The organism is Nostoc sp. DSM 114161, assembly GCF_052692665.1.
This window is the reverse complement of the sequence record NZ_CP195141.1, coordinates 462427-487122: the sequence shown is the minus strand read 5'-3', so window position 1 is coordinate 487122 and position 24696 is coordinate 462427. Positions and strand designations below refer to the sequence as shown.

The following is a 24696-nucleotide window of genomic DNA, read 5'->3' as shown; positions in this document are numbered from 1 at the left end:
GTAATGTCCCTACAGGCAGTCGGATCGCTGGAAACTAAGGGTTTCCCTGCTGTGCTAGCAGCAGCAGACGCTATGGTAAAAGCTGGTCGAGTCACTCTGGTTGGTTACATCCGAGTTGGTAGCGCTCGCTTTACAGTTAATATTCGTGGTGATGTTTCTGAAGTTAAAACAGCTATGGCTGCTGGTGTTGAAGCCGCAGAAAATGTTTATGGTGGAACCCTAGAGTCTTGGGTGATTATTCCTCGTCCCCATGAAAACGTTGAAGCTGTTCTACCAATTGCTTACACACAAGAAGTGCAACAATATCGAGAATCTGTAGAAAACCCGATTGTTAGATCCTCAAACGGACGATAACATCAAACCCTGTTTTTTCCCTTTTGGCGTTGCCATCAGACGCCAAAAGGCTTGCTAACGCTAAGCTATTCCCTAAAGCTCACTCATATCTTGATTCAGTAACACGAAAATCTATCAAGTTTTATCTGAAGTTTATTTAATTATTTAAGTATTAAAATATAACAGATTTCAGGTAGGTGAAGTACACAAAGTAACTCTGTGATATGGACTAAAACCTGTTTTCATTCCCAATTCTGACTGGCAAAATTTAGCAAATATCCTGTTCTTTCCATCAGAGCATCAATCTTAGCGATCGCTATCTTATCAAGCATCAATTAGCTTGATAAATGTATTTGTAAAATCTAATTATTATTAATTGATAATTACCATGTATATACTTAGTGAAACGATTTTATGGTTTCAAGTAAAACCAAGTATATAACTACGTAAAGTATTGCCGATAGTTGAAACTTATACGGGTGAAATAACGTCTGATATTGAGTTAAATTATATTCTTTCCTCGGCTGGGTTTCCCAAAGTCAGATTTCCCCAACCCATTTTTTGTAATGATGTATTATCCTCACTACTCTAAGTACATTTCTGTTGTCAGTTAAAAAACACAACTTAACAAAAGTTAAAATTAACAAAATTAACGGAAATGCCTCATAGATATTGGTTTGTGGCACTTTGAATACCGAGGGAAAACATCAACAGAGAAATTTCTGCATAAAGTTAGTGAATTTAGACGTAATAAAAGTGGAATCACTGAGATGTTTTCATGAAACTCATGAAATCCGGGGCAACTGCCAGTTAAACATTTAGGTTAGATGGGATGAATGGGGGTTGTGATGCAAACTTCAAAATTGAGTTTCGAGGAGCGCAATCTCGCTATGACAAAGGATTTGGAAAAACTGGCTTTGGATTGGCAAAAGCGCTTGGCTGTAGAATGTCCAGAACAAAGTGAAGCTACTAGAAAAAGTATTATTCTGTGGCTGTTGGGGTCTGACTCAAAACGGTTTGATATGTTCAACCCGAAAGAACTTGAGATTGCCAAGCAAGCAATGGAATATCGCTGGAGAATTTTACGTCAACGCTACTTAGGGTTAGGGCGAGAACGTGCTTATCGTAACTTGATAACGCGACTGGGGAGTTTAGCAACATTACGGAATAAAATTCAGACTTGGGTTGCTCTTAGCCGCGATCGCCAGCGCAGTGTCATCGATGTGTTGCAAGAAGTACTACAAGAATTATTGCAAAACGATACCTACATGCAACAGCAAATGGTTGACATCGCCAAATATACAAGCGATCGCCGATTAGCCGATGCTTTGCTGTTTGCCAGCACAGAAGAATATTGTTTGCGGCCAGTACGCAATCAACCCCTATTGGCTTACCGTTTTGTAAATTACCTACGTCGTACTCAGCGTGGTGGCTTAACCCAAGTACCAAGCCGCGATTTAGTGAGATTAGTTTCAGAAGAAGTTCTCACAGACGACAGCGACAATCGGGTTAACTTAGTCGATAGTCAAGCGATCGCAGAATATCAAGAAGCACAACAACTAGAAGAACAACAAGCGCTACGTCAGTCCGTACAAAGAGAATTTGAACATTATTTACAAGAAAATCTCGGAACCGAGGCAGTAGAGTGGTTAAGGTTGTATCTTCAAGGTAAATCCCAAGAAGAAATTGCCAAAAGACTAAATAAGCCGACTAGGGAAGTATACCGACTGCGAGAAAAAATTAGTTACCACGCTGTGCGCGTCTTTGCCCTCAAAGGCAAACCAGAACTCGTAGACAGTTGGCTCTCAATTTCCTTAGAAGAACATAACTTAGGGCTAACACAAAGCCAATGGCAGCAACTTCATGAAAAACTCACTCCTTTGGCGCGTCAGATCTTAGATCTGCGGAGAGGAGGTAAATCAATAGAAGACATCGCCCAACAATTAAAACTCAAAACCCATCAAGTGCTAGGCGAATGGACAAAAGTCTATCTTGCAGCCCAAGCTTTAAGAACTCAGGAGTAAGCGGGTATGGGGCATTGAGAGTGTGGAAGGATGGTGAAGAAATCTTTCTCCCTCTCTTGCGACACTACTCCGTCTCTTATGCCTTATGTATGCCCCATTTATCAGTATTTTCCCCGATCGTTAATCGAAAATTTATCTTCTACTTACACCTACTTATGTAATATATAATTGAATTTTTAACAATCAAACAAAGTATCTTTATTAACTACCTACTAAACTAAAAGGAAAATACTATATAAGAAAATACCAAGTAATAAAATCTATGTTGTCTTCAGAAGGCGAACTCACAAATAGCACAGCCAATCGGCGACAGGTGCTAACCGCTACACAAAGTAAGTGGGAGCAAGAAGGCGAACGCGAACAAGTATTCCAGCTAATGGATAGTTTTTTGTCGTTTGAAGCTTGTCTTTACCATCAAATTTTGCCTTTTGGATTAAAAGACAACAAACTATTACTAGGTATGGTTCATCCAGAAGACGCTGAGGCATTAGATTATGTTAGCCGTATTGCCTCTTATATGAATTGCACGCTGATAATTGAGGCGATCGCAGCTGACGCTCACCGTAGAATACTGTCAGCCTACCTCAACCACAAAAATATATCCCAGCTAGATCCTCAACAAGCGGATCGGGAAATAACAGTTACCATTGTTGACAGCTTTATTACTGGTGATACTTACTCTGAATCCCAGCACCTACCAACATTCATACCACCTGAGACACAGACTAACGAACATCCTCGGCAGCCGATAGATTTGCCACCCCCAAATCAAGAGAATCCTCCTCAAATTTCTACCTTCTTGACCACGGGAAATACAGGTCAACAAAGGGATAGATCCGAAGCCTCATTACTAGAAAATTTACCTATCCTGCCAGTGGAAATTCCCGAACTGTTTAGTCCTGTGGAAGCGTTGGCAACACTTCCACCCAAGAGATTACTAGAAGAATTGCTAGGGCGAATTTTGGCAGGGGGAATTGGTCGGTTATATCTAGAAAGGCAACCTTACGAAGGCAGAATACTATGGAGTGACAATGGAGTATTGCAGTCTGTGTTAGACAAACTGCCGCTCTCTGTTTTCCAAGGAGTGCTTAATGAGTTAAAGCGGTTTGCTTCCCTACCAATAACCAAGGTTGCAGAACCAAAACAGGTAGAGAAAGAATGTTTGTATCAAAAAACTCGTTTGCTTTTACGCTTGCGAGTTATGCCAGGAATCTATGGCGAAGAAGCCACACTCCAAGTTTTGCGAGGGGCAGCATTAAAGTTTTATCAGCAACAACAGTTGACGCGTTTGAGCCGCGATGCCTTAGGAATTTCTCAGCAATTAAGCTTCAAGTTGCATGAACTACAAGAACGTCTTTTTCTCAATCGCGGCCTTGACTCTGAGCAATTAGAGGCTTTAGTTACCCTGAATCAACTAGTGAAAAGTTTAGACCAACAGCTCAAAAAACTAGCGCTAGAGGGCGATCCACCGACAAACAGCAAATCATAAGTCTATCAGTGAAACCGCTGATTTCGATCGCAATACATAATTGTTATGTTGTAATCGAACTCTGAACCCACCAATCTAAGAAGGTTAGAACAAATAAATATAAATCTTACGTCTGTATTCTACGTAAGATTACTGTTGAAAGAAAGTTATAGTAACCAAGTTAATTTTCGGCTTTTAAATCCATATTATTGCAAATATTTCATGCAAACAGAGGTTTTTAGCGAACTTTTCCCCTTAATGAGTACAGCCAACCCACAAACTTTGGAATGGCTGCTCAACGTTGCAATTGAACATGAATACCCAGGTGGGCGAGCTGTTCTCATGGAAGACGCTTGGGGTAATGCCGTTTATCTCGTGGTTTCTGGTTGGGTGAAAGTCCGACGTACCGTCGGGGAAGATTCAGTAGCTCTGGCAATTTTTGGTCGTGGGGATTTTTTTGGAGAAATGGCAATTTTAGATGAATCTCCCCGTTCAACTGATGTTATTTCCCTCTCACCTGTGAAGTTACTTAGCATCTCCAGAGAACGTTTTATTCAAATATTGTTTAAAGACCCGCAATTACACCACCGAATGTTGCAATTGATGGTGCGGCGACTACGACAAATTAACCTCCGCTTGCAAATGCGGTCTTCACCACCAGCTGTCAAACTCGCTCATACCTTAGTGACTTTAGGCGAAAGCTATGGTCAGGAAGCGAACCAGGGCAGAGAAATTTTTAACATTCCCTTTAAAGATTTGGCAGAGGTGACAGAAATCGGTATTGAAGAAACTACCAAAATCATGGAAAAGCTGCATGAAAAAGGGTGGATTAATATTGACAGCGCTAACAACATTACTTATCTTGTAAACTTCAAACAATTGATGAACTTGGCAGGTAGAGTGTAATTGCTTTGCTGATTACCCATTTTCTACTAGCAAGCTAGCTGTTCAACATTTAAGAGATGATTTATAAAGTAAACCTTAAATTGTCGGGTGCGTTAGGCGTTGCTATAACGCACCGAATTTTCCTTCTAGGGTTTTTAGCCGTGGGGTACGCGGCCAAAATTCTTGGCAAGGATAAATTCGTTTTCTACACCGTAAAGCAAAAATCCCCCAGCTTATAGCCGTAGGGAATATCAAAAACTACAACTTGGTCGAATTTTGCACTCGAAATTAGTATCCTAAACTATCTTCTTAAATCAACGAGTCAAAATATTTATCCGAATCTGCCGCTGACGTAATCTCTGGTATATTCCTGCTTAGGATTGTTAAAAATCTGCTCTGTCAAGTCATATTCCACCAGATATCCCATTTTGGAGCCACTTTCCGTTGCCTGTGCATTGAAAAAGGCTGTCATATCCGACACCCGTGCAGCCTGTTGCATATTGTGGGTGACGATAATAATCGTATATTGAGACTTTAGTTCTTGAAGTAATTCTTCAACCCGCAAAGTTGAAATTGGGTCAAGGGCTGAGCATGGTTCATCCATTAGCAACACCTCTGGTTGAATTGCTAAGGCACGAGCAATACACAAGCGCTGCTGTTGTCCGCCAGATATAGATAGACCGCTTTGTTTGAGTTTGTGCTTCACTTCATCCCACAAAGCAGCTTGGCGCAAACTCCGCTCTACCAATTCATCCATATTACCTCTGTAGCCATTAATCCTAGCTCCAAAGGCGATGTTTTCATAAATTGATTTTGGAAAAGGGTTCGGCTTTTGAAACACCATACCAATGCGCCGACGCAATTCTACGGTGTCAATTCTTTTGTCATAAATATCAGTTTCACCAAAGGTAATTCTTCCCTCAATGCGTGCGCCGGGAATCAAGTCATTTAAGCGATTAAAACATCTTAATACAGTGCTTTTACCACATCCAGAAGGGCCAATAAAAGCTGTGATTTTGTTTTTACCAATGTTTAGATTAACATCACGAACTGCTTTGAAATTACCATAGAAAACAGATAATTGTTCAGCTTGCAATATAGTCTCAGATGTAGCAGTTGTTGAGTTTAATACCATAAAAAACTTCAGAGAAATACTGAAAATGTGACTGGCTCGTTTAGCGAGACTGCTGGAATTTATTACGTAAATATATTGCTGTTGAATTCATCAAAAGCAGCACGACCATCAAAACGATAATGCCAGCAGCAGCATTCTGGTGGAAATCTGTTTGAGGACGAGAAACCCAGTCAAAAATTTGAATTGGTAATGCTGTAAAAGAACTTTGCAAGCCTTTTAAAGAAAGCTCAGGCAAGAAGGTAATAAACCCTACAGCACCAATTACAATCAACGGGGCTGTTTCGCCGATCGCTCTGGAAAGTGCCAAAATTGTACCAGTCAATATACCTGGCAAAGCAATGGGAAAAATTTGTTCTCTGATGATTTCCCACCTGTTCGCACCAAGGGCAAAACCCGCTTGCCGCAAGCTATCAGGAACAGAACGCAAAGCTTCACGAGTGGTAATAATGATGATTGGTAAAATCAATAAGCTCAAGGTTAAAGCACCAGCTAATACACTGCGTCCTTGAGTAATTGGTTCCATCACCCGCACAAAAATTTGCAACCCCAGCAAGCCATAAATAATAGATGGTACAGCAGCTAAGTTTGCAATGTTGATTTCAATTAATTGAGTAAACCAGTTATCTTTAGCATATTCTTCCAAGAAAATCCCTGCACCTACTCCTAAAGGAAAGGAGATTAAAGCCGTTATTACCAACAACCAGATAGTACCAACTAAGGGAGCTAATATCCCAGAAGAAGAAGCACGGCGAGAAGAAAAACTGGTGAGAAAAGACCAATTCAAACGCCCAACACCATCAGTTAAAATATCAATCAGCAAAACTGCTAATACTACCAACGCAAATAAAGTTGCAGCCCAAGTGGCGATCGCAAAAATTTTGTCGAGGTTGTAACGCTTATCGATTGATAGATCGAAGTTGGCACCAGAGTCAAACCGATTTTTCGATTGAATATTACTTTTCGTCATTCGTATTTCTCCCGGAAGCGGCGGACAAACCAGTAACTAAAAATATTCAGTGCCAAGGTCATGAGAAATAATGTCATGCCCACTGAAAAAATAGTTTTATAGGCCAACGAACCTGCTGGTGTGTCTCCTTTACTGACTTGGACAATGTACGCTGTCATTGTCTCAATTGGCACTAACGGATTTAAGGTCAACTGAGGATTCTGACCAGCTGCAATGGTAACAATCATTGTTTCACCGATGGCGCGGGAAATAGCCAAAATGAAAGAAGCTACTATCCCAGATAAAGCTGCCGGTAATACCACAGAAACAATTGTTTCCCTTTTCGTTGAGCCAAGTGCATAAGCACCTTCTCGCAAACTACGGGGAACTGCGTAAAGAGCATCTTCACTCAGAGAAGCTACCAGAGGAATAATCGAAATTCCCAGTACTAAACCTGCACTCAAGGCATTGAATCCTTGCATACCGGGGATGAATTTTTGTAGGAAGGGTGTCACTGTTAACAGTGCAAAGTAACCAAAAACAACGGTTGGCACCCCTGCCAAAATTTCTAGGGCTGGCTTGAGCCATTTGCGAAGCTTAGCTGGAGCATACTCACTCAAGCAGATAGCTGCTAATAACCCCAGTGGTAATGCTACTGCGATCGCAATTATAGATATGAGCAATGTGGCGCTAATCAGCACCATCACTCCAAATTGCTTATTGGCAAACAATGGCGTCCACTGTGTCTCTGTTAAAAACCGCCAGATGGGAACTTCCGAAAAAAATGATACTGTTTCAAAAATTAGTGTTAAAACAATACCAATTGTGGTTGCTACCGAGACAAAGGCAAATAAGGCAAATAAACTTTTGACACCAAATTCAATCCGCTTACTCAAAGCCCGATTAGGCTGCCATAAGTTGGCATTATTTGGTTGATTAGATAACGGGTTGGAAGTCATTTGGAGACAACCTCATAAATTCAAACTTCCTTTATTTACGTGCGTTGCTTTTTGGGAAAATTGCCTTGGGCTGGAAATTTAGCTAAACTTTCAACACAAGTCAGGCTTAAATCAAGCTTGCTGACTCTGAGTGCGATCGATCGCTAATTCCAGCTACCAAGGCGAGTCTTAAAATTGTGCTTAGAGCGAAATTCTTCTGGCTAACTCTTACTTTTCTTGCTTGAGAAGATCTTTAAGGGTAACACCCACTTGAGAACCTTTACCTGCAAAAATCGAGCCTACCTTCCCACTACTGAAGCGTGCTTGAACTTCAGTCAGTAGTTCGCTAGGTAAAGGCACATAGCCCACTTCTGTAACTAGCTTTTGGTTAGCTGACGCATAATTGAAATCAACAAAAGCCTTGACTTCAGGACGCGTCGCCGCAGTTTTCTTGACATAGATAAATTCTGGGCGAGAAAGTGGCTGATAAGTACCATCTGCGATAGTTGTAGGGCTAGGTTGAACGCAGCCTTTACCACCATCAATACCAACAAGCTTTAATTTGTCTTTGTTGTTTTCGTAATAGGCAAAGCCAAAGAAGGCTAAACCGCCTTTGTCAGCGCTTACACCTTGTACCAAGGTATTGTCATCTTCACTAGCAGTGTAGTCCCCGCGGCTTTCTCCTTGCTTACCCACAATTGCTTGGGTGAAATAGTCATAAGTACCCGAATCAGTTCCAGGGCCGTACAAACCTATTTTCTCAGCAGGGAATTTCGGATTAATCTGGTTCCATTGAGTGACTTTGCCTTGAGCAGCAGTCTCCCACATTTTCTTGAGTTCATCAACTTTGAGGCACTCAACAAACTTATTTTGGGGACTAACCACCACTGAGAGACCATCGTAAGCGATGGGCAGTTCAATGTACTCGATATTACCTTTTTTACAGAGTTCTACTTCCTCTGGCTTAATGGGGCGGGAAGCATTAGAAATATCAGTTTCACCCGCGCAAAACTTTTTGAAACCGCCGCCTGTACCAGAAGAAGCGACAGTCACTTGGACACCAGGATTCGCCTTTTGAAACTCTTCTGCCATCGCCTCAGAAATAGGATAGACGGTACTAGAACCATCTACCTTGACTTTTCCAGATAAATTCGATCCGGTTGCTGTATTGGTGGCTGGGGTAGCGCCGCCTTGAGTTCCTGGGCTAGAGTTGTTAGAAGCCTGATTGTTTTCGCCGCCGCAAGAGCTAACACCAATTGCCAAAGCAACTAGGGGAGCAACCAACCGCACCTTTGAAGAGAACATAAGGATCTTTATAGATGATGCTATGGATTAACAGTATGAACATTAGCATTTAAGATTGACAGAAAAGTTAACAACCGGTTAAGTCAATGCTAATACATACTCAAAAACACTAAAAATTGAAGTCAGCAAAGGCACATTTATCCATCAGTAATAATTTAAAAGGTGATTTAAATTATACTATTATCTTACAGTAAATAAACTAAATAGAAATTATTTGGGTAAGCTAGAAATATTTATTGGAATCTACACATTTTGAAATTAATTTAGGGCTATATATTAGCAATCAGATATCAATCAGATACAGGTTTAAGTTTACGTATTCTACTGAGAGATCGGAACCCTTACATACTTTTTTGGTTCTGCAAAGAGGTATAGCCATAGCTAAAGTGGGAAAGTTCATATATTAATGTTTATACTGGTTGCTATTGGTTTTCCCTTTTGCCTTTCCTTGGTTGTCTGATAAATGTTTGCTGCTTCCAACCAATTACTATGGTCTATGATTGGCTTACTCCTGACAATGGGTGGCACCTTCCTAGAAGCTTATGGCATCACTTCACCTTGGAGTTGGAGTCAGCATGGAATTCAGACTTTTTCATTAGGTGTAACTTTTCAAGTTGGTGCAGTACTCCTCGTGGGTTGTTTGGGGGGTAAAAATGCTGGTGCGCTCTCGCAAATTGCCTACTTAGTCATGGGGTTAACCTTATTGCCAGTATTCGCCGATGGTGGTGGTATTGGCTATGTCAAGCTATCTCAGTTTGGCTATTTGCTGGGCTTTATTCCTGGAGCTTGGATTTGTGGTTTCTTTGCATTTAAAGCTAGACCGCGACTAGAAACCCTCGCTTTTAGTTGCATCTGTGGGTTGTTAACTCTCCACCTTTGCGGTATTAGTTATTTGATTATTAGCTATCTTTTTCAGTGGAAAGGCACAGAAAATCTACCTTTAATGCAAGCAATTCTCAGATATTCTTGGTTTGTACTGCCAGGCCAACTAACTGTAGTCTGTGCCGTCACTGTAATAGCATATGTATTGCGTCACTTAATGTTTTATTAGTCATTAGTCATTGGTCATTAGTCATTAGTCCTTTTTTTCAATGCCCAATACTCCGACTTACCTCGACTTCTCTACGAGATGCTACGCCCAGCCTTGCTTCCCCTCAAGGTACGCTCGGCACAAGTCGCTCAGTACAAGTGCCCCATGCCCCATGCCCCATGCCTAATTTGCCATGCGTTTAAAAAATCGCCTTTTTTGGATTTCTGCCTTCATAGCTTTTTTCTTAGACCAAATAACAAAATACTGGGTGGTGCAAACCTTCAGTTTGGAGCAAACAGTACCACTTTTACCTGGGATATTTCACTTGACTTACGTCACTAATACTGGTGCGGCTTTTAGTCTGTTAAGTGGGAAAGTAGAATGGTTGCGCTGGTTATCTTTAGGAGTAAGTTTAGTATTAATAGGACTGGCATTGTTTGGCCCAACGTTAAATCTGTGGGATCAGCTAGGCTATGGCTTGATTTTAGGCGGAGCTATGGGCAATGGCATCGATCGCTTTGTTTTAGGCTATGTGGTTGATTTTCTAGATTTTCGTCTAATTAACTTTGCTGTATTTAATGTGGCAGATTCATTTATTAGTATCGGTATTGTTTGCCTGCTAATTGCCTCGTTGCAAAAAACACCAACTTCAACGGGCAGGTCAGATTAAACTATTAAGCCTGGGATGGTTCATCCCAGGCTATAGATTGTGCAAACCCTTTGTCAGTCATATATGGGAACAACTTGATTTTTGGGTTTGAGTTATTTAATTTCGTAACTTACACCAATTACTACAACTGGTGTAAGTTGTCAAGATCTACAGCGATCGCTAACGGCAAATCAATATGCAGATCTAAATTTAGTTGCCTGTGGCAGGAGTATTGGGGGAGCTAGAACCTGGAACTGAACTAGGAGAGCTAGGAGTTGGTTCAGAAGCTCCATCAGAAGGAGTGCCACTTCCTGGTGCTGGAGTTATATTTCTGGGAGTGCCAGAGTCAGAAGGAGTACCGCTTCCTGGTATTGGAGCTATATTGCTAGGAGTGCCGGACTCAGAAGGGGTATTGCTAGGAGTGCCAGACTCAGAAGGAGTAGTACTTCCTGGTGTTGGAGTTGTATTGCTAGGAGTACCAGAGTCAGAAGGAGTACCACTTCCTGGTATTGGAGCTATATTGCTAGGAGTGCCAGACTCAGAAGGGGTATTGCTAGGAGCGCCAGAGTCAGAAGGGGTGGCTCCTGGTGCTGGAGTTGTGGTGGTGCTATCAGGAGTGCCAGAACCGGACGGAGTGGCGTTTCCTGGTGTGGTTGTGCTATCGGGAGTAGTGGTTTCCGATGGTGTGGTTTCTGCTGGAACTGTAGTGCTACCGGGAGCAGTAGGCGTAGCTGCCGTACCACCACTACAGCGGGAGTTAAGGGGGAAATATTCGCACAGAATTTTCATACCTTCTGGCGACATTTTGATTTCCGTTGGTGCACTAGTGGAGGAGTCGCTACTGGATTGGGCTATGGGGGATTTACTGGATTCAGCTACAGCAATATTAGTGGAAAGTGCCAAAGATAGAGCTGTACCAATCAGGGTCAGAGATTTTCCCATCATTCTGAAATTAACCTCAACGGAACACTCGCACTATTAAAACAGACAATAAGATTTAGAAAATCTTCCTAAAAGAGGATATTTAGGTTTGTTTCAAAATATGTTGATATGTAAAACTAGTAAAAATAAAATTTGTTGCTTATGAGTATTTAGTGTTAAGAAATACAAGTTTATAAAAAATGATTGTAGTCAGTTAAAATTTAAAACAGTATCGGATAAAGCTTTTAGGCTTGATAGACAAAATTATCAGTTATGAAACAAGCAATAAAAATTACAATCTAAGCTTAGTTCGGAAAAATGTTTAGGTATAAAATGAATCCAAAAAATCATCTAGCCAATTTATGCTTTGGCTTATGAGTAAAATGATGGAAGATTAACATCTAAGTTGTAGTTCGCCCGATTCTTCACTAAAAAGTGTGATGTAAATAGCCGATGAGTTCTCCCCAACCCCCTCACAAGCCACAAACTTTACTAGGTCAACTGACTCAAGCAGTACATACAATTCAAGCTAGGGTTGATTTTTCCAAATTGGCGCTCAAGCCTAATGCCAAAGTGCCGGAACTCTGGGTGCAGGATGCGGGGGCGGATAAAGCAGAGGTATATCCACTGTTGGGCGATCGCTATGTTCTCGGTCGTAGCTCCAAATCCTGCGATATCGTCATTCGTAACCCTGTTGTCAGCCAAATTCACCTATCGCTATCGCGCAATTCCACTCAGCGCACACCAGTTTTCGTCATCAAAGACGAAAATTCCACCAATGGCATCTATCGTGGCAAGCGTCGTGTAAATTCCCTGGAATTGCGTCATGGCGATATTCTCACCTTGGGGCCGCCAGAACTTGCCGCTTCTGTAAGATTGCAATACGTCGATCCGCCACCTTGGTATATCAAAGCTGCAACTTGGACGGGTTATGGTATCGGCGGTGTCAGTGCCCTGTTCGCGTTGGTGATTGGCGTGGAATGGCTAAAATTTTCAGTCAGGCCCCTACCCACAACTACACGCGCCCCAGTAGTTGTTTATGCCCGTGATGGGAGTACCCCCCTGAGAGAGCCTCGGACTACTTCTCACGTGGACATGAAGCGATTAGAAGAATTTGGCCCTTATTTGCCTGCTGCTGTAGTTGCTTCCGAAGATAGCCGTTATTATTGGCACTTTGGGGTTGATCCGTTGGGAATTTTGCGAGCCGTATTGATTAACAGCCGCAGCGGAGATGTCCAACAAGGAGCCAGTACAGTTACCCAGCAAGTCGCCCGCAGCTTATTCCGCGATTATGTAGGCAGACAGGACACCCTGGGGCGGAAATTGCGGGAGGCAATTGTCGCCTTGAAGCTAGAAACGTTTTACAGCAAAGATGACATTTTGCTGATGTACTTAAATCGCGTTTTTTTGGGTGGGGATACCTCTGGATTTGAAGATGCAGCCAAGTATTACTTTGAAAAGCCAGCTAAAGATTTAAGTTTGTCCGAAGCTGCAACATTGGTAGGAATTTTACCAGCTCCCAACGCTTTCGATTTTTGCGGGGATGGCCCAAATAAGCTAGAAACTGCCGAATACCGGAATCGTGTGATTAAGCGGCTGGTGGAGATGGGCAAAATCAAAGCAGAAGACGCTAATCGAGCGAGACGCTCGACTGTTCAAGTTAGTCCAAAAGTTTGCGAACAGCAAGCCAAAACCATTGCTCCTTACTTTTACAATTACGTTTTCTCTGAGTTGGAATCAATCTTGGGGGAGGGAGCAGCAAGAGAAGGCAACTATATCATCGAAACCAAGCTCGATCCAGCCATCCAAAGCCAAGCAGAAGCGGCATTGCGTAATTCAGTAAATAACGCTGGTGCAAGTTTTAACTTTTCTCAAGGGGCAATGGTTACCCTTGACTCCAGTACCGGTAGTATCCTGGCAATGGTAGGGGGAACTGATTACAAAAAAAGTCAGTTCAATCGGGCAACCCAAGCTAAAAGACAACCAGGTTCCACTTTCAAAATCTTTGCTTATACTGCCGCTATTGAAAAGGGAATTTCACCATCTAATACTTATTCTTGCGCTCCTTTAAATTGGCAAGGCTTCACTTACAAACCCTGTCGTGCTGGTGCAGACGCTAGTTTAGATATTGCCACTGGGCTGGCTCTTTCGGAAAATCCCATCGCTTTGCGAGTTGCCAGAGAAGTTGGGCTGGATAAAGTGGTGGCTATGGCCCAGCGTTTGGGGGTAAAGTCCTCTCTCGATCCGGTTCCTGGGTTGGTACTGGGTCAAAGTGTAGTTAATGTTTTGGAAATGACTGGTGCTTTTGGGGCTATTGGCAATCGCGGCGTGTGGAATCCTCCCCACGCCATTAATCGTATTTTAGATAGTGGTGATTGCCGCGATCGCAACGATTTAAAAACTTGCCGTGTCATCTATTCCTTCGACCAAGATCCAGACGCCAACAAAAGAGTTTTGCAAAATGGTGTCGCCGATGAAATGACTAGTTTAATGCGCGGTGTAATCAGCAGAGGTACTGGTCGTAGTGCCTCCATTGGATTGGGGGAAGCTGGTAAAACAGGCACAACTGATAAAAACGTTGACTTATGGTTTATAGGTTTTATTCCCAGTCGCCGGCTTGTGACTGGTGTTTGGCTGGGAAACGACAATAATTCCCCCACATCTGGCAGCAGCGCTCAAGCAGCTCAGTTATGGGGAAATTATATGCGGCGGATTACAAGGTAAGTTGGGGACTGGGAAGATGGCTTCGTCAAGGCAAAAGGGAAAAGGAAAAAAAGGGATCTTTCTTTTCCCTTTGCCCCTTGCCCTTTCCCCAATACCCAATCCTCAGTCACCAGTCCCCAGTCCCCAATTACTGATATCCCTGCCAAGGACTGATTTCTAATTTGCCATTAGGTTTGAATATCACTTGAAAGTGGGCAAGAGGTTCTTTGTTATTGGGGGGTGCTACATTGGAACCGTAGATAGCGTTAAACATCTGCGGAAGTGGTGTCTCTCGGAAGTAGTCAAAGGCGACTTGGTTGAGCGGTTCGTAGTCAGCAATTACACCATCTTTGTTAACCGCTACCCGATATTTTAAATCTCGCGTAAATGTAGGCGTGCCGCTCCAAGCTTGGCGAACTGTATTATAAAGTTTTTGATTTAAATCTTTGACTATATTAGAGTCAGTAATTCTTGTGCCTACCACCTCTGGGGTTCTAGCATATCCGCGCCAAGGACTGACTTGTAGGACACCGTTTGTAGTAAATACTACTCGGAATTGGGCGATGGGTTCATTGGAAATGGGAGCGCGGTTAGCAGGGTTGTAAAGTAAATTAGGTAGAGGAGTTTGCTCTACTCCTTGATTTGCTTCTTGATTTACCGCTTTATAACCAACGATCGCTCCATCCGCAGCTACACCTAAGCGATAGATCAAATCCTGTTGCAATCCCGATCGATTAGTCCAAGCTGGATGAATTTGATTATACACTTGGCGATTTAAGGCTCGCAGTTGGGATGGATCGGTAATTTCCGAAACTGTATTTAAAAGTGCTTCTAAATCTTTAACTGCTGGCTTGGTAGTAGTTGCAGGTGTTGGTGTGGGAGTCGCAGCAGCTATCGGCGTCGCAGCCGACGTAGGAGTTGGATCGGTTGATGCTGAAGGAGTCAGGTTTTTGGTTGTTGAGCTAGTTTGCCCATCTGGCTGAGGCTGTGGCGGACGAATTTGCGGAGGTGGAATCAAGTTAAAAGCGATCGCTGCTACTGCTAAACTTGATACTCCCACAGCAGCTGGAACCGCCTGTCTGATTAAAGCTTGACTAGCACCACCATAGCGTCTGGTGACTGGCTGTAGTTCTAGGGAAAGTTCTGGTAAAGTTTGGCTGTCAGCAAAAAACTGATCTACCGCTTCTACCAAATCAAACAACTGCACCGTACTCAAGTCTATTTCAATTGGCGGGCGTTTAGCATGGCTTGGTTGAGACTCGAAACCCTCTGGTGCCCCTTCTGAATGTACAATTAACCGATGTCGGTTGCTGTCTATTTTTTGAAACTCTACTAACTCTGATTCATGATTGTGGGCTTGGGGATTAGGTACATTACTTAAAAATTCTTGGGCATAGCCACTAACTGCCCTCACCAAACTTTCAAAAAACTCCCGTCCTCCAGTTAAAGGTTGATTATATCCAGATAAATAACATTCGGCATTTACCAATATAGATAATTCTGGGCGCAGTTCTTGGAACTGTGCAGCCCTAGTGACATCACTTAACCCTTCTAAAAGCAGTGTACAATTAGGCAAACTGTACTTACGTTGAATATTCATTCCACTTCACCATCAAACAGACTAATCCAAAACCGCTGCATTCCAGCCGTACCAGTACAAAATAGTAATTGCCCTAACAAATTTATCGCTAATTCATCTAATTTTTCATCGGAAGTTAATGCCAGCACACCGGAACGTCGAGCATTCATCCGGCTCTTAAAATGCGCTCTAAACCGCTCCAGGTAATTAGATAGCCGCAAATTCTGTTCTAGGGGAATCTGCTTTTCTTCCATCTGTTGACATAACATTAATAACTGCCGAATCACAACAGTTAAACGCCGCGCTATGTAACAAGCAATAACTACCAAAGCTTTAGCTTCCATAATAGTTAGGGGACGGCGGATGTGCGCTCTGCGTAGCGGGTTAGAGCTACGCATCCGCCATAAATTTACCCGATCTTTGACAATTCCTTTAAGATCTAATTCTTGAGCAAAAGCCAGGATTGCTTCAGAACCACCAAGCTCTAGAGCTTCAATAGCGAGTAAAATCAGGTCAATTTGCAACCGAGTTCTTCGAGGACATGTTTGTCCGGCGATCGCAGGATCTGGTAAAGTGTCCAGAATCATCGGCAGTGAATCTTGAGTTGGACTTTTCAACGGCGTTAAACTTGCAGAAACATTCATTCTATAAATACCTTGTGCGCTTCTGATAGACTAGGTAAAACAAATTTAAGATAAGTAGCCAAGACTTGAACATTAGACTTGTGGCAGGAGTCATGACTACCCGATATATACATTACTTAACTCTTTCTACTCAAAGGATTCCCTATATTAAATTCAAAACTTTAAAACATCACTTAATTCACCTCATTTATTAGCCCTATACCTTTTCTAGCTTGATTTAGTTTCTACTTATCGTCAATCAAGGGTGAAGCTTTAGCCTCCACGCCCAGCGTATGACATTATAGTGTACGATTTTTCACGTATCTGGAATTGGGCGTTGGGCAGGGGAAAAGGTTAAAGGGAAAAGGGAAAAGGAATAAATTTAATCTTTCCCCTTTTCCCCTTAACCCTTTCCCTTTCCCTTGTCCTCTTCCTATCCCCCGTACCTATTCCCCATTCCCCCCTCCCCATTCTATGGATTTGAAGTCTCTGATCCGTGACATCCCAGATTTCCCCAAACCTGGAATTTTATTTCGGGATATTACTACCCTGCTGCGCGATCCAGAGGGACTACGCTATACTATTGACTTTTTAACACAAAAATGTATAGAAGCTGAGATGACGGTGGATTATGTCATTGGTATGGAGTCGAGGGGATTCATTTTTGGCTCACCTCTGGCTTATAAACTAGGAGCTGGTTTTATTCCCGTCCGCAAAAGAGGTAAGTTACCATCAGCAGTTCACTCGATTGAGTATCAACTAGAGTATGGTACAGACTGCCTAGAAGTACATCAAGATGCTTTACACGAGGGTAGCCGGGTTTTGATTGTAGACGATTTGATTGCCACCGGTGGAACTGCCAGTGCAACAGCTAACTTGGTACAGAAGATTGGCTGCAAACTAGTAGGGTTTGGGTTTATTATCGAGCTACGAGACTTAGAAGGACGCAGACATTTGCCAAATGTGCCGATTATTTCTTTGGTTGAATATTAATCTAATTTGTCATTAGTCATTGGTCATTTGTCATTAGTCAAGCAGGACAAGCAGGGCATCGATTATGAATTATTCTTCTTGTCTCTCTTGTCTCCCTTGTCTCCCCATCTCCTCATACTTCGGCTTCGCTCAGTACAAGTCTCCCCATCTCCCCAAAGCAACAACTAAACAAATTGTTATGACATCTACAGCAAAAATTTCTTTAGCAACGGGTTGGGATTGGCTGATTAGGCTAGTCACAAGTGAAACTTTTATATACGTCATGAAGCGGCTGTTGCAGGCATTATTAACTTTGTTTTTAGCGTCGGCGCTGTCTTTTCTAGTTATGCAACTTGCTCCGGGAGATTTTGTCACGCAATTAGAAGCAGATCCCAAAAAATCTAGAGACCAAATTAAGGCTTTACGGGAATTTTGGGGCTTAAATAAGTCTTGGGTGGAACAATTTTGGCTTTGGTTGTGGAATATTGTATCGAAAGGCGATTTTGGGCCGAGTTTTTCTTATAAACGGTCAGTAGTATCGCTGTTATGGGAACGAGTCCCGGCAACCTTACTGTTAGCGATCGCTTCTTTGATTGTAACTTGGGCGATCGCCATTCCCTTGGGCATCATCGCCGCCATCAAGCAAAATCGCTGGGCTGACCGCGTTTTACAAGTCGTTAGTTACGCTGGGCAAGGATTTCCCAGTTTCATCACCGTTTTAGTGCTGCTTTTCTTTGCCCAAATCACCTCGCCGTTGTTCCCAGTGGGTGGTATGACTAGCATCAATCACTCGGAACTGAATTGGTTTGGCAAAATCCTCGATATTGGCTGGCACATGATTTTACCTACAATCGCCCTCTCAATTACTAGTTTTGCTGGTTTACAACGCATCACTCGCGGAGAATTGTTAGATGTTCTGCGTCAAGATTACATCCAAACCGCTCGTGCTAAAGGATTACCAGAAAACCGCGTAATATATGTTCACGCTCTCCGCAACGCTGTAAACCCTTTAATTACTCTATTAGGCTTCGAGTTAGCTAGTTTATTAAGTGGGGCGTTCATTGCCGAACAATTCTTCAACTGGCCTGGTTTGGGACGATTAACTTTACAAGCTGTCATGTCTCAAGATTTGTATCTGGTCATGGCTAGTTTAGTCATGAGTGCAGTTTTGCTAATAGTCGGTAACTTAATTGCTGACTTAATGCTTAAAGTAGCCGACCCACGTATTCGTTTAGAAAATCTGAATTAGTTATTAGTCATTAGTCATTAGTCATTAGTCATTAGTCATTGGGCATGGGGAATGTTGACTGTTAACTGTTGACTGTTGACTGAGCAGTTATTCTCCTTGTCCCCTTGTCCCCTTGTCCCCTATTCCTTCCATGTTGTCCGAAGTTTATTACCTAGTGCGCTCAAAAAGTGATGGTCGTTACCTGACAGCTCGTCCCAATGCTGATGCATCAGGTTATCTATTATTGTTTCGGGAAAACTTTGATGCTCTTAGTTATCTGAACACCCATGCAGCAGAAGTGGCAAATCGTTTTGCAATAGAATCGATTCCGGGTACACAGTTGGGAAGTTTGCTCAAACGCTGGGGTTTTACAGGTGTAGGGATTGTAAGTGACCCGTTATTGCCCAAAGTCGAGTTTTTACAACATAGTTGAAAACTAATTTTGCCATCTTGAGAAAAACCAGCTTATTCAATACCTTTGCACGCTTAATCTCAGAAAAAACGAATATGTTAAGTAAATAAAGAGGCGATCGCACAAGTAAAATTAGGCAACATCGGTGAATTTAGTTCATCGCTATTGAACAATGTTGCCACTAACTTTAAACTCCCTTGCTCGCGCCGATAAACTTCCACTTGTTGCTTGTGCCAATCCACAATCCAATATTCTCTCACTCCCCTTGAAGAATAGAGCTTCAGTTTAAGTTCCTTATCCCGTTTTTCGTTGTCACTACCAAGAGATAGTACCTCTACCACTAGTTCTGGCGCACCAGTCAAATGTCCTGCCTCGTCTAAAAGTAAAGGCAATCTTTCATTACTAACCCAGACTACATCAGGAATTACATTATCATTTTCCCCAAAAATTACTCCTGGAGCAGGTACAACCTGTCCCAATGAAGTGGCTTGTGACCACGTATCCAAAGGAGCAATAATTCTGACACAGGCTTTTTGATGATTCCAGTGAGGCGCTCTGGTCACAAACAATTCTCCGTCAATAATCTCATAGCGGTTCCCGTTATCTGGAAACAATTCTAAGTCGGCGGTAGTCCAGCGCACTCTTTCAGATATCGGCTGGTTCATAAATCATTATCTGTTAAGGTATTCAACTATTTTACCTAGAGTCGGTATGGGACATTGGGCGGGGTGAAATTCTCTTGCCATCTCCCCAGTCCCCAGTCCCCAGCGATGCACTGAAGCTTGCCGAAGTGTCCCCAGTCCCTACACTACTACCTTTTCTTTTTCCAAAATCAACTTAGAACGCTTGACTTGCTCAGGAATGGCTACTGGATAATCTCCAGTAAAGCAGGCAGAACAAAAACTATTGGTGTCTTCTCCTGTTGCTGTTAGCATTCCTTCCCAGCTGAGATAAGCGAGGCTATCTACTTCCAGTTGCTTGGCAATCTCTTCTACTGATTTGGTGGCAGCAATTAGCTGGTCTTGAGAATCAGTATCGATGCCATAGAAGCAAGGATGAGTGACTGGTGGAGAAGAAATTCGCATATGTACTTCTATTGCACCCGCCTCACGCAAAGTTTTGACTAGTTTCCGACTGGTGGTACCGCGCACAATCGAATCATCTACAATAATTACTCTTTTGCCAACCAACACATCTTTTAGGGGATTGAGTTTCATGCGGATACCCGATTCGCGCATGGTTTGGGTTGGTTGAATAAAGGTTCGCCCGACGTAGCGATTTTTAATCAGTCCTTCCATGTACATGACACCAGAAGCTTGGGAAAATCCAATGGCAGCAGGGATGCCAGAATCAGGAACGCCAAAGACAATATCAGCTTCTACAGCAGATTCTTTCGCTAGTTGCCGCCCTAATCGCATCCGGTAGCTGTACAAGCTCTCGTTATGCATAACGCTATCGGGGCGGGCAAAGTAAATCATTTCAAAAATACACAATTTCCGCTGGGGCTGTTGACTCCAGTGATAGGAAGCTAAACCTTCTTCAGTAATCCAAACTAATTCACCAGGTTCTACATCCCGCAGATATTCGGCTCCAATGATGTCTAAACCACAGGTTTCCGAAGCCAAAACATAACGCACTGGATTACCAGCTAAAGTCCCAATTACCAGCGGACGAATGCCATTGGGGTCGCGCACGCCCATAACGCCACTCGGAGTGCCAATAACTAAGCTAAAAGCTCCTTGGCAGCGATGAAACGCCTCAATTGCACCTTCAAGCCAATCAGCACCCGCATCGATGGCTTGAGCGATCGCAAAAGCAATCATTTCTGAGTCTGTTGTGGTAATTAAGTTGCATTTGTTCTCCAGCAACTCTTGACGCAATTGCACTGTATTGACTAAATTCCCATTATGTGCAAGTGCTAACGAACCCAAGCGAGTTTTAATGACAGCCGGTTGAGCGTTAACTTTGCGGCTAGAACCTGTAGTCGAATAACGAGTGTGACCAATAGCATGACTACCAGGTAACTGTTCTAAGACCGATTCGTTGAATACTTGAGACACCAAGCCCATATCTTTGTGCAGATGGACTTTCGTACCCTCAAAGGTGGCAATACCAGCTGATTCTTGACCCCGGTGTTGGAGGGCATACAATCCAAAGTAGCTTAGTTTAGCAACGTTTTCTCCTGGTGCGTAAATACCGAAAACACCGCAAGCTTCTTCTGGCTTGTCGGGATGATTTTCATAACTATTAATTGGGTTGTTGGTCTGGTCGGGGTATTCATCCGAAGTGACAGAATGAATAGAAGTCATGCTAGCTTTGCTCCTGGTGGGGGGTCAGTCAATTTGGAATTTTAGATTTACGATAGCCAAGTGTTAGCGAGTCTGCGAGCGTCTTTTGGATTGACCGCACCCTAGAAGGAATACGGGTAGATAATTTGAGATTTATTGAACCTGCTGAAGACGGATGATACATTAACTAGAAAAAGTACTCTCAATCCAAAATCTAAAATCTAAAATCTGGTAGTTGAGTCACTGAGATTATGTCGATAGATAGTCGCAGAGTTCTTAATAAATCTTTAACCATCCATTAAAACAGTACCGTAATTCTGTTCACAAAGATTAATAAATTAGGAGTAGAGACGCAATTAATCGCCTGTGTACAGGAGTTAGGAGTTCAAAGTTAGGCTTTTTATTCTTAACTCCTGACTCTCAACTCTTAACTTTTCTCATTTCACTCCTAACTGCTTCAACTGGGAGTCGTGGTGTGGATGGCGAGACGCCTGACGATCGCCTGAGAATAACGATCGCTCATATGTTCAATATTAACTTTGATTAAGGGTTGATTGTCAGTGGTTAAAACCCCCAAACCTGTCTCGAAATTACCGACTATGCCGAGTTTTTGCCACTGTTGACCCAGATGTTCCTGTAAGTATGATTCCCAAAGTTCTTGGTGTTCTGGCGTTATGGAAACTAAAATTCGGCTCCCACCTTCGGCAAACAGTATCTCGTCTAGACGAGGCAGTGTGGTCTTGGGGTCTCCCCAAGTGGAGGAACTGCCGTGATTTAATTGAGTTGGTGTTATTTCTAAATTGATTTGGGCGCCCAGGTTGCCAGAAATGCAACATTCTGCTAAGGCGATCGCTATTCCTCCCTCAGCACAATCGTGAGCAGAACGTACCCAACCATTACGGATTCCATCACGACAAACTTGCTGTACCCGACGTTCTAAGTCAAAATCTATTTGTGGCGGTTTTCCGGCCACAATACCGTGGATGGTGGCTAAATACTCAGATGCTCCCAAACTGAGTTGGGATGTTAAAGGCAATCCCAGAAGGTAAATCACATCGCCTGCTGTTTGCCAACCTTGACCACAAATTTTGGTGATATCAGGAATCAAGCCCACCATACCCACAACAGGAGTGGGATAAATTGGTTGGGGAGTACCTTGGGAATCAAGGGTTTCATTATACAAAGAGACATTTCCACCTGTAACTGGTGTTGCTAGTTCTCGACAACCTTCTGCTAAACCGCGACAAGCTTCTGCTAATTGCCAATAACCAATTGGTTTTTCTGGAGAGCCAAAATTGAGGTTATCTGTTACCGCCAGAGGTTCGGCACCAACACAACTCAAGTTGCGTGCGGCTTCCGCCACCACTGCCTTAGCTCCTTCATAGGGATCGAGATAAACATAACGAGAATTGCAGTCTACGGTGGCTGCAACTGCGCTTTGGGCATTTTCCTCCCCTGCTCCCCTGCTCCCCTGCTCCCCTGCCTCTTCCAGTGGACGCAAACGAATAACAGCCGCATCTGCACCACCTGGTAGAATTACGGTATTGTTTTGTACTTGATGGTCGTACTGACGATATACCCAATTTTTAGAAGCGATCGTCGGTGTATCAAGCAAAGTTAAGAGAATATCATTCCAACTTAGCAGGTGTCCTTGGAGTTCGATTCCTGCAATTGTACAAGCAGGCAAAGAATTAGCAGTCCATTCCCAAGCCTTACGTGCATATTCTGGTGGTTCTGCCAATAAATCCCGTTGATAAAGCGGGGTATTTTCTGCCAAAGCTTCAGCGGGAATCTCTGCTGCTACTTTACCTTGATAGAGAATTCGCACAATAGGTTGGGCAATCACTGTACCAGCAACAACAGCATGAAGTCCCCAACGGTGAAAAATGTCTATTAACTCCTGTTCTCTTCCCTTGTGAGCAACAAACAGCATCCGTTCTTGAGATTCTGAAAGCAAGTATTCATAGGGAACCATCCCTAGCTCCCGGACGGGAATTTTATCTAAATCGAGTTCAATTCCCACACCACCTTTTGCCGCCATCTCTGATGTAGAACAGGTGATTCCCGCTGCTCCCATATCCTGGGCGGCGACAACTGCGCCTGTTTTAAAAGCTTCTAGACAAGCTTCAATTAACGACTTTTCCAAAAATGGGTCGCCTACTTGCACAGCAGGACGGTCATCCATTGACTGTTCGGTCAATTCTGCACTGGCAAAACTCGCACCCCCCATACCGTCGCGCCCGGTGGTCGAACCAACATACAACACAGGGTTTCCTAAACCAGATGCCCCAGATTTGACAATTTCTGGGGTTTCCATTAATCCCAACGCCATCACATTCACTAGGGGATTACCAGAGTAAGCAGTATCAAAGTAAACTTCACCACCAACGGTAGGTACTCCCACACAATTACCATAATGAGAAATCCCCGATACTACACCAGTAAATAACCTTTGGGTTTTAGCATCTTCTAGGGAACCAAAACGTAGCGAGTTTAAGATGGCAATGGGACGCGCACCCATTGTAAAGATATCCCTGAGAATACCTCCTACTCCGGTTGCTGCTCCTTGAAAGGGTTCGACTGCTGAGGGGTGGTTGTGAGATTCTATCTTAAAGGCTAGTTGCAGTCCGTCACCTAAATCTACAACACCAGCATTTTCACCAGGTCCCACGAGAATGCGGCGACCTTCGGTAGGAAATTGTTTGAGTAAAGGTCGAGAATTTTTATAACAGCAATGCTCTGACCACATTACCCCAAACATTCCCAGTTCGGCTTTGTTGGGATGACGCCCTAAACGACGCACAATTTCTGCGTATTCTTCTGGCTTTATACCTTCAGTGGCGATTTCTTCGGGGGAAAAGGGAGCAGGAGATGTGGCAGTCATGGAAATAATGCATCAATTGTACAGAGCATTATTCTATCGATTTACTTGCCCTCTAGGTGTAGTTCTAAAGTAGTTCATAGCTAAATACTAAAGATTAACTGAATACAGAAATTTATTTAACAAATATTTGTAATAAGTCAAATACATCGTAATAAATACTGAAATACTAGTAATTATACTGTTAGTTATAAAGGCATAAAATTTTATTTTCCTGTAACTTGCGTAGGTGATTTCCATAATCTGGAAATGCTATCAGCCTGCAAGACGAGCCATTAATTGAAGGCATAGAGAATTTGTAAGTCGCGATGCCTGCGGCGGGCTAAGCCTACGCACCTGCCAAATACGGGTTTAATCTTTGGAATTTCATTGTGCT

At 43.0% G+C, this 24696-nt stretch carries 19 protein-coding genes and 1 pseudogene; 11 read left to right on the top strand and 9 right to left on the bottom strand.

Going from position 1 to position 24696, the window contains the following annotated elements; all coding sequences use genetic code 11:
* Nucleotides 1-3: 3 nt before the first annotated feature.
* The 4 genes and pseudogenes from NSTC745_RS02200 to NSTC745_RS02185 all read left to right on the top strand — a co-directional run bounded on the left by NSTC745_RS02200 (nucleotide 4) and on the right by NSTC745_RS02185 (nucleotide 4731).
* A complete protein-coding gene (locus NSTC745_RS02200) occupies nucleotides 4-354 on the top strand; it encodes a carbon dioxide-concentrating mechanism protein CcmK (RefSeq protein WP_445635690.1) in 351 nt (116 codons plus the stop codon).
* 815 nt (nucleotides 355-1169) lie between these two features.
* Nucleotides 1170-2357: a HetZ-related protein 2 gene (locus NSTC745_RS02195; protein ID WP_445635689.1), complete on the top strand. Its 1188-nt coding sequence runs from the start codon at nucleotides 1170-1172 to the stop codon at nucleotides 2355-2357.
* A 262-nt stretch (nucleotides 2358-2619) separates the two neighbouring features.
* A pseudogene (locus tag NSTC745_RS02190) lies at nucleotides 2620-2829 on the top strand (pilus assembly protein PilB); the annotation flags it as partial.
* Between the two features lie 1218 nt (nucleotides 2830-4047).
* Nucleotides 4048-4731: a Crp/Fnr family transcriptional regulator gene (locus NSTC745_RS02185; protein WP_445635688.1), complete on the top strand. Its 684-nt coding sequence runs from the start codon at nucleotides 4048-4050 to the stop codon at nucleotides 4729-4731.
* A gap of 310 nt (nucleotides 4732-5041) precedes the next feature.
* Here the strand turns inward: NSTC745_RS02185 and pstB are convergent, their stop codons facing one another.
* From pstB to NSTC745_RS02165, 4 genes are all read right to left on the bottom strand, one after another.
* A complete protein-coding gene (gene pstB / locus NSTC745_RS02180) occupies nucleotides 5042-5845 on the bottom strand; it encodes a phosphate ABC transporter ATP-binding protein PstB (protein ID WP_096536808.1) in 804 nt (267 codons plus the stop codon).
* Nucleotides 5846-5885: 40 nt separating this feature from the next.
* Entirely contained in the window at nucleotides 5886-6812 is a 927-nt protein-coding gene (pstA, locus tag NSTC745_RS02175; protein ID WP_445635687.1) for a phosphate ABC transporter permease PstA, read from the bottom strand.
* Nucleotides 6809-7750 carry a phosphate ABC transporter permease subunit PstC gene (gene pstC, locus NSTC745_RS02170; protein ID WP_445635686.1) on the bottom strand — a complete coding sequence of 314 codons (942 nt, stop codon included), beginning with the start codon at nucleotides 7748-7750 and terminating at the stop codon, nucleotides 6809-6811. The genes pstA and pstC overlap by 4 nt, the downstream gene beginning before the upstream one ends.
* 207 nt (nucleotides 7751-7957) lie before the next feature.
* The gene (locus NSTC745_RS02165; RefSeq protein WP_445635685.1) at nucleotides 7958-9034 is read right to left on the bottom strand and encodes a PstS family phosphate ABC transporter substrate-binding protein; all 1077 of its coding nucleotides are present in this window, start codon (nucleotides 9032-9034) and stop codon (nucleotides 7958-7960) included.
* A 463-nt stretch (nucleotides 9035-9497) separates the two neighbouring features.
* Between NSTC745_RS02165 and NSTC745_RS02160 the strand changes: the two genes are divergently transcribed.
* The 4 genes from NSTC745_RS02160 (at nucleotide 9498) to NSTC745_RS02145 (ending at nucleotide 14358) form a co-directional block, all read left to right on the top strand.
* Nucleotides 9498-10085, top strand: coding sequence for a biotin transporter BioY (locus NSTC745_RS02160; RefSeq protein ID WP_096536812.1), 588 nt, complete (start codon nucleotides 9498-9500; stop codon nucleotides 10083-10085).
* A gap of 172 nt (nucleotides 10086-10257) precedes the next feature.
* Nucleotides 10258-10734: a signal peptidase II gene (lspA, locus tag NSTC745_RS02155; protein WP_096536813.1), complete on the top strand. Its 477-nt coding sequence runs from the start codon at nucleotides 10258-10260 to the stop codon at nucleotides 10732-10734.
* 199 nt (nucleotides 10735-10933) lie between these two features.
* A complete protein-coding gene (locus NSTC745_RS02150; protein WP_445635684.1) occupies nucleotides 10934-11695 on the top strand; it encodes a hypothetical protein in 762 nt (253 codons plus the stop codon).
* Between the two features lie 392 nt (nucleotides 11696-12087).
* Nucleotides 12088-14358: a transglycosylase domain-containing protein gene (locus tag NSTC745_RS02145; RefSeq protein ID WP_445635683.1), complete on the top strand. Its 2271-nt coding sequence runs from the start codon at nucleotides 12088-12090 to the stop codon at nucleotides 14356-14358.
* A gap of 127 nt (nucleotides 14359-14485) precedes the next feature.
* On the opposite strand, the gene NSTC745_RS02140 is transcribed toward NSTC745_RS02145, so the two are convergent.
* Together NSTC745_RS02140 and NSTC745_RS02135 are read right to left on the bottom strand one after the other, a co-directional pair.
* Nucleotides 14486-15937 carry a DUF4335 domain-containing protein gene (locus tag NSTC745_RS02140; protein WP_445635682.1) on the bottom strand — a complete coding sequence of 484 codons (1452 nt, stop codon included), beginning with the start codon at nucleotides 15935-15937 and terminating at the stop codon, nucleotides 14486-14488.
* Nucleotides 15934-16560, bottom strand: coding sequence for a DUF3038 domain-containing protein (locus NSTC745_RS02135; RefSeq protein ID WP_096536817.1), 627 nt, complete (start codon nucleotides 16558-16560; stop codon nucleotides 15934-15936). Before NSTC745_RS02135 ends, NSTC745_RS02140 begins: the two co-directional genes overlap by 4 nt.
* Before the next feature lie 453 nt (nucleotides 16561-17013).
* On the opposite strand from NSTC745_RS02135, the gene NSTC745_RS02130 reads away from it, so the two are divergent.
* The 3 genes from NSTC745_RS02130 (at nucleotide 17014) to NSTC745_RS02120 (ending at nucleotide 19172) form a co-directional block, all read left to right on the top strand.
* On the top strand, nucleotides 17014-17532 hold the full coding sequence (locus NSTC745_RS02130) for an adenine phosphoribosyltransferase (RefSeq protein WP_445635681.1): 519 nt from the start codon (nucleotides 17014-17016) through the stop codon (nucleotides 17530-17532).
* 178 nt (nucleotides 17533-17710) lie between these two features.
* Complete coding sequence (locus NSTC745_RS02125; protein ID WP_096536819.1) at nucleotides 17711-18760, top strand: ABC transporter permease; 1050 nt, start codon at nucleotides 17711-17713, stop codon at nucleotides 18758-18760.
* Nucleotides 18761-18890: 130 nt separating this feature from the next.
* Complete coding sequence (locus tag NSTC745_RS02120; protein ID WP_445635680.1) at nucleotides 18891-19172, top strand: hypothetical protein; 282 nt, start codon at nucleotides 18891-18893, stop codon at nucleotides 19170-19172.
* A 77-nt stretch (nucleotides 19173-19249) separates the two neighbouring features.
* Here the strand turns inward: NSTC745_RS02120 and NSTC745_RS02115 are convergent, their stop codons facing one another.
* The 3 genes from NSTC745_RS02115 to purL all read right to left on the bottom strand — a co-directional run bounded on the left by NSTC745_RS02115 (nucleotide 19250) and on the right by purL (nucleotide 24323).
* Nucleotides 19250-19816, bottom strand: a complete 567-nt coding sequence (locus NSTC745_RS02115; protein ID WP_445635679.1) for a Uma2 family endonuclease — start codon at nucleotides 19814-19816, stop codon at nucleotides 19250-19252.
* Between the two features lie 138 nt (nucleotides 19817-19954).
* Complete coding sequence (gene purF / locus NSTC745_RS02110) at nucleotides 19955-21460, bottom strand: amidophosphoribosyltransferase (protein ID WP_445635678.1); 1506 nt, start codon at nucleotides 21458-21460, stop codon at nucleotides 19955-19957.
* Between the two features lie 436 nt (nucleotides 21461-21896).
* On the bottom strand, nucleotides 21897-24323 hold the full coding sequence (purL, locus tag NSTC745_RS02105) for a phosphoribosylformylglycinamidine synthase subunit PurL (RefSeq protein ID WP_445635677.1): 2427 nt from the start codon (nucleotides 24321-24323) through the stop codon (nucleotides 21897-21899).
* Nucleotides 24324-24696 lie beyond the last annotated feature (373 nt).

What these genes read in the sequence shown, in the direction of transcription:
- NSTC745_RS02200 (WP_445635690.1), top strand. Translation starts at nt 4, where the DNA reads ATGTCCCTACAGGCAGTCGGATCGCTGGAAACTAAGGGTTTCCCTGCT.
- NSTC745_RS02195 (WP_445635689.1), top strand. Translation starts at nt 1,170, where the DNA reads ATGGGGGTTGTGATGCAAACTTCAAAATTGAGTTTCGAGGAGCGCAAT.
- NSTC745_RS02185 (WP_445635688.1), top strand. Translation starts at nt 4,048, where the DNA reads ATGCAAACAGAGGTTTTTAGCGAACTTTTCCCCTTAATGAGTACAGCC.
- pstB (WP_096536808.1), bottom strand. Translation starts at nt 5,845, where the DNA reads ATGGTATTAAACTCAACAACTGCTACATCTGAGACTATATTGCAAGCT.
- pstA (WP_445635687.1), bottom strand. Translation starts at nt 6,812, where the DNA reads ATGACGAAAAGTAATATTCAATCGAAAAATCGGTTTGACTCTGGTGCC.
- pstC (WP_445635686.1), bottom strand. Translation starts at nt 7,750, where the DNA reads ATGACTTCCAACCCGTTATCTAATCAACCAAATAATGCCAACTTATGG.
- NSTC745_RS02165 (WP_445635685.1), bottom strand. Translation starts at nt 9,034, where the DNA reads ATGTTCTCTTCAAAGGTGCGGTTGGTTGCTCCCCTAGTTGCTTTGGCA.
- NSTC745_RS02160 (WP_096536812.1), top strand. Translation starts at nt 9,498, where the DNA reads ATGTTTGCTGCTTCCAACCAATTACTATGGTCTATGATTGGCTTACTC.
- lspA (WP_096536813.1), top strand. Translation starts at nt 10,258, where the DNA reads ATGCGTTTAAAAAATCGCCTTTTTTGGATTTCTGCCTTCATAGCTTTT.
- NSTC745_RS02145 (WP_445635683.1), top strand. Translation starts at nt 12,088, where the DNA reads ATGAGTTCTCCCCAACCCCCTCACAAGCCACAAACTTTACTAGGTCAA.
- NSTC745_RS02140 (WP_445635682.1), bottom strand. Translation starts at nt 15,937, where the DNA reads ATGAATATTCAACGTAAGTACAGTTTGCCTAATTGTACACTGCTTTTA.
- NSTC745_RS02135 (WP_096536817.1), bottom strand. Translation starts at nt 16,560, where the DNA reads ATGAATGTTTCTGCAAGTTTAACGCCGTTGAAAAGTCCAACTCAAGAT.
- NSTC745_RS02130 (WP_445635681.1), top strand. Translation starts at nt 17,014, where the DNA reads ATGGATTTGAAGTCTCTGATCCGTGACATCCCAGATTTCCCCAAACCT.
- NSTC745_RS02125 (WP_096536819.1), top strand. Translation starts at nt 17,711, where the DNA reads ATGACATCTACAGCAAAAATTTCTTTAGCAACGGGTTGGGATTGGCTG.
- NSTC745_RS02120 (WP_445635680.1), top strand. Translation starts at nt 18,891, where the DNA reads ATGTTGTCCGAAGTTTATTACCTAGTGCGCTCAAAAAGTGATGGTCGT.
- NSTC745_RS02115 (WP_445635679.1), bottom strand. Translation starts at nt 19,816, where the DNA reads ATGAACCAGCCGATATCTGAAAGAGTGCGCTGGACTACCGCCGACTTA.
- purF (WP_445635678.1), bottom strand. Translation starts at nt 21,460, where the DNA reads ATGACTTCTATTCATTCTGTCACTTCGGATGAATACCCCGACCAGACC.
- purL (WP_445635677.1), bottom strand. Translation starts at nt 24,323, where the DNA reads ATGACTGCCACATCTCCTGCTCCCTTTTCCCCCGAAGAAATCGCCACT.